General features: G+C 73.4%; 3 protein-coding genes. 2 read left to right on the top strand and 1 reads right to left on the bottom strand.

The window, feature by feature from the left end:
• Together PSH25_RS15715 and PSH25_RS15710 are read left to right on the top strand one after the other, a co-directional pair.
• Positions 1–2,099: ATP-binding cassette domain-containing protein (locus PSH25_RS15715; RefSeq protein WP_238659800.1), on the top strand; the 2,099-nt coding region annotated here is incomplete at its 5' end.
• On the top strand, positions 2,099–2,965 hold the full coding sequence (locus tag PSH25_RS15710) for an ABC transporter permease (RefSeq protein ID WP_238659799.1): 867 nt from the start codon (positions 2,099–2,101) through the stop codon (positions 2,963–2,965). The genes PSH25_RS15715 and PSH25_RS15710, both read left to right, overlap by 1 nt.
• A gap of 9 nt (positions 2,966–2,974) precedes the next feature.
• Here the strand turns inward: PSH25_RS15710 and PSH25_RS15705 are convergent, their stop codons facing one another.
• Positions 2,975–3,664, bottom strand: coding sequence for a DUF4232 domain-containing protein (locus PSH25_RS15705; RefSeq protein ID WP_238659798.1), 690 nt, complete (start codon positions 3,662–3,664; stop codon positions 2,975–2,977).
• Positions 3,665–3,908: the final 244 nt, after the last annotated feature.

Below are 3,908 nucleotides of genomic sequence, written 5' to 3'. Positions count from 1 at the left end.
CCGGGCCGGGCGCCGGCCCCGGCACCGGTCCCGGTGGCGCCCCGGCCGGTGCCGCCGACCCGTCCTGCGGTCGGTTCGCCGCCGACGTGTGCGCCGCGTACCTCCGGATCGCCACCACCGGCCGCGCCGACCAGGCCGCGGTGGACCTGCTGCGCCGCTCCAGCCCGGCGGGTGTGCTGGACCGGATCAAGGCCCCCACCCTGCTGGTGCAGGGCGAGGCGGACACGCTCTTCCCGCTCGGTGAGGCGGACGCGAACGCGCGCGGCATCGCCGCCACCGGCACCCCGGTACGGGTCGCCTGGTTCACCGGCGGACACGACGGTGGCAGTGGACCCCGCTCGGACGAGGACCGGGTGAAGTTCCTGACCGTCCAGTGGCTCGACCACTACGTCAAGGGCGAGGGCGACGCGCCCGGCGACGACTTCACCTGGTCCCGGATCGCCGGCTTCGATGCCCTCGACCGCGGTCTCGTCGCCACCGGTTTCCGCCGCGCGGACTACCCGGGCCTGGCCGGCAACGCCCGGCGGGAGGTGACGGTCACCGGTCCGGCGCAGCCGATCGCGAACCCGCCGAACGGCAACCCGGCCGCCATCTCCTCGATCCCGTTCGCGGGCGGGCTCGCCTCGCTGCTGGACGGGGTGGCCGGTGACGTACCCGGCCAGCACGCCCGGTTCGAGTCGACGCCGCTGACCGAGGCGGTGGACGTGGCCGGTGCGCCCACGATCACCCTGCGGGCCGCGTCGCCGACCGGCGAGGCGGTGCTCTTCGTCAAGCTCTACGACGTCGACCCGGACGGCGCGGCCACCCTGCCGAACGGCCTGGTCGCCCCGATCCGGCTCACCGGCCTACCGCAGCAGGTGCAGGACGCCCGCCCGGTCACCGTGACGCTGCCCGGGATCGTCCGCCGGGTGGAGGCCGGGCACCGGTTGCGGCTGGTGGTGGCCACCTCCGACCAGGCGTACACCACGCCCGCCGAGCCGACCGTCTACACGGTGGCCGTGGACGGCGCGGTCAGCCTGCCCACTGTCGACGGTGACCCGATCCCCACCGCGGCGACGATCTGGCGCTGGGTGCTCGCCGGCCTGCTCGCCACCATCGTGATCGGGCTCGTCGTGGTCGTCGCCCTGGTCCGCCGCCGGCACCGCCGCCAGGACCGGTCGGTGCATCCGGAGTACGCGGACACCCCGCTGGCCGTGCGCGCACTGCGCAAGGAGTACGCGGACGGCTTCGTCGCCGTGTCGAACGTGGACTTCGAGGTGCACCCCGGTCAGGTCGTGGGTCTGCTCGGGCCGAACGGCGCCGGCAAGACCACCACCCTGCGGGTGCTGATGGGGTTGACCCAGCCGACCGCCGGGGAGATCTACGTCTTCGGTCGTCGGTTGGTGCCCGGCTCGCCGGTGCTGTCCCGGATCGGGGCGCTCGTGGAGGGGCCGGGCTTCCTGCCGCACCTGTCGGGTCTGGACAACCTGAAGGCGTACTGGCGGGCCACCGGGCGGCCGTGGGAGGACGCCCAGTTCGACGCGGCGCTGGAGATCGCCGGGCTGGGTGACTCCGTGCACCGGAGGATCAAGAACTACAGCCACGGGATGCGCCAGCGACTCGCCATCGCCCAGGCCATGCTCGGCCTCCCCGAACTGCTGGTGTTGGACGAGCCGACCGACGGGCTCGACCCGCCGCAGATCGCCGAGATGCGCCGGGTGCTCCAGCGGTACGCCACGGACGGCCGAGCGGTGCTGGTCTCCAGTCACCTGTTGGCCGAGGTGGAGCAGACGTGCACGCACGCGGTGGTGGTGAACAAGGGCCGGATCGTGGCGTCCGGGCCGGTGGAGGAGATCGTGGGCGAGTCGCCGAGCGTGCTCTTCGACGTCACCGACCCGGTGGCGGCGCGGGTGGTGCTGGACCGGCTGCACGGGGTCCGCGTGTTGCCGGAGAGCGACGGCCAACTGGTGGTCGACACCAACGGCACGGCCCGCAGCGAGGTGGTGGCGGAGCTGGTGCGCGCCGGCATCGGGGTGGACCGGGTGGTGCCTCGGCGGCGCCTGGAGGACGCGTTCCTCGCCCTGGTGGGCGAGAACTCTCGGGGAAGCGGTGACCGGTGATGGTTGTTACTGACGCGGGTGAGGCCCGTGGCTACCGGCCGTCGGCCACCATGCCGTTCGGGGCGGAGTTCCGCCGGCAGGCGTCCCGCCGGCGGACCCAGTTGGCGCTCGGGTTCATGGTGCTGCTGCCGCTGATCATCCTGATCGCGTTCCAGTTCAACTCCGGCGGCGACGACGACAACGGCAACAACGAGTTCGCCAGCCTGGTCGACCTGGCCACCTCCGGCGGGCTCAACTTCACCCTGTTCTCGATCTTCGTGTCGGCGTCGTTCCTGCTGGTGGTGGTCGTCGCGCTGTTCTGCGGCGACACGGTGGCCAGCGAGGCGAGCTGGGGCAGCCTGCGCTATCTGCTGGCGATCCCGGTGCCCCGGGCGCGGTTGCTGACGGTGAAGCTGGTCGTCGCGCTCGCGTACTCGGGACTGGCCCTGCTGCTGTTGGCCGGCACCGCGTTGCTGGCCGGCACCCTGCGCTACGGCTGGTCACCGCTGCGCAGCACGGTCGCCGCCGAGCTGGAACCCACCGAGGGGCTGCTCCGGTTGCTGGCCGTGCTGGGCTACCTGGCGGTCGTACTGCTGGTGGTGGCCGGCCTGGCGTTCCTGCTGTCGGTGACCACGGACGCCGCGCTGGGCGCGGTGGGTGGCGCGGTGCTGCTGTGGATCCTGTCCAGCATCCTGGACCAGATCACCGCCCTGGGCGCGCTGCGCGACTTCCTGCCCACCCACTTCAGCACCGCCTGGCTGGGACTGCTCTCGACTCCGGTGCAGACCGACGACGTGGTGCGCGGCTGCATCTCCGCGATCAGCTACGCGACGCTGTTCTGGGGGTTGGCGTTCTGGCGCTTCACCCGCAAGGACATCACGTCGTAGCGGGTCGGCTCACAGCCGGCTGTCGGGCGGGCTCACCGACGACGGCACCGCGCTCGGCGCCGGTGGCGGGGCCGGCCGCGTCGGCACCGGCGTGGACGGGTCGGCCTTCTTCCAGGCACTGACGCCGATCCGGCCGGTGTTGCCGAGGTCGATCGGCCCGTCCGGGTCCACCTCCTCGGCCGGCTGCCCGGCGGCGGGCGCCACCGTCAGGAACTCGCCGTTGGTGGCCACCACCGTCGAGTCGGTGACCAGGTTGCGCCAGAGCACCACGGCGGTGGCCCGCTCGCCGGCGGCGAGGGTGACCTGCCGGGGTGGCTGGTCGAAGCCCGAGGTGATCTCCTTGGCGCCGTTGACCACCCGCAGCATGATCGGCTCGCGCGCTTCGTCGAACACGTGCAGCACCGGGTACCCGTTGAGCTGGTAGGGGCGCTCGCCGCAGTTGACCAACTCCAGGCCGAGGGCGCGCAGGCCCATCGCGGCGTCCCCGCCGGTCGACCGGATCCGGACGCCGCTCGCCGGGCACTCGGCCAGCGGATCGGTGCTCGCGGTCGGGCCCGCTTCCGCCCTCGACGCGGGGGGCGGCTCGCTCGGGTCTCCGGACTGGCCGCGATGGTCGCCTGGAATGCAGCCGCCAAGCACGAGAGCCATCGCGACCGCCGTGCTGATGCGTCGCCGTGCTGCCGTGTCGCGGGAGATCATCCGTCGATCCTCGCCCACCTGGGCAGCACAACGCCGCCCGGCCCCGGCCCCGGCCCCGGCCCCGGCCCCGGCCCCGGCCCCGGCCCCGGCCCCGGACCCGCCGGCTAGCACTGCGCCGCTACGCGAGCTGGTGGAGAAAATCGACTGGCGGGCGTTTGGAGCTGAGGCGTTGGAGACATCACACGGGGAGGGTGCGGGGTCGCCGAAGAGGCGAGGAGGCGGATGCGGGGGGGCGCACGGGGGG

Origin of the sequence: Micromonospora foliorum, from assembly GCF_022229015.1 — a bacterium.
GTDB classification, from domain to species: domain Bacteria; phylum Actinomycetota; class Actinomycetes; order Mycobacteriales; family Micromonosporaceae; genus Micromonospora; species Micromonospora foliorum.
Note: the sequence above shows the minus strand (reverse complement) of the source record. Positions and strands in the feature narration are given on the sequence as shown.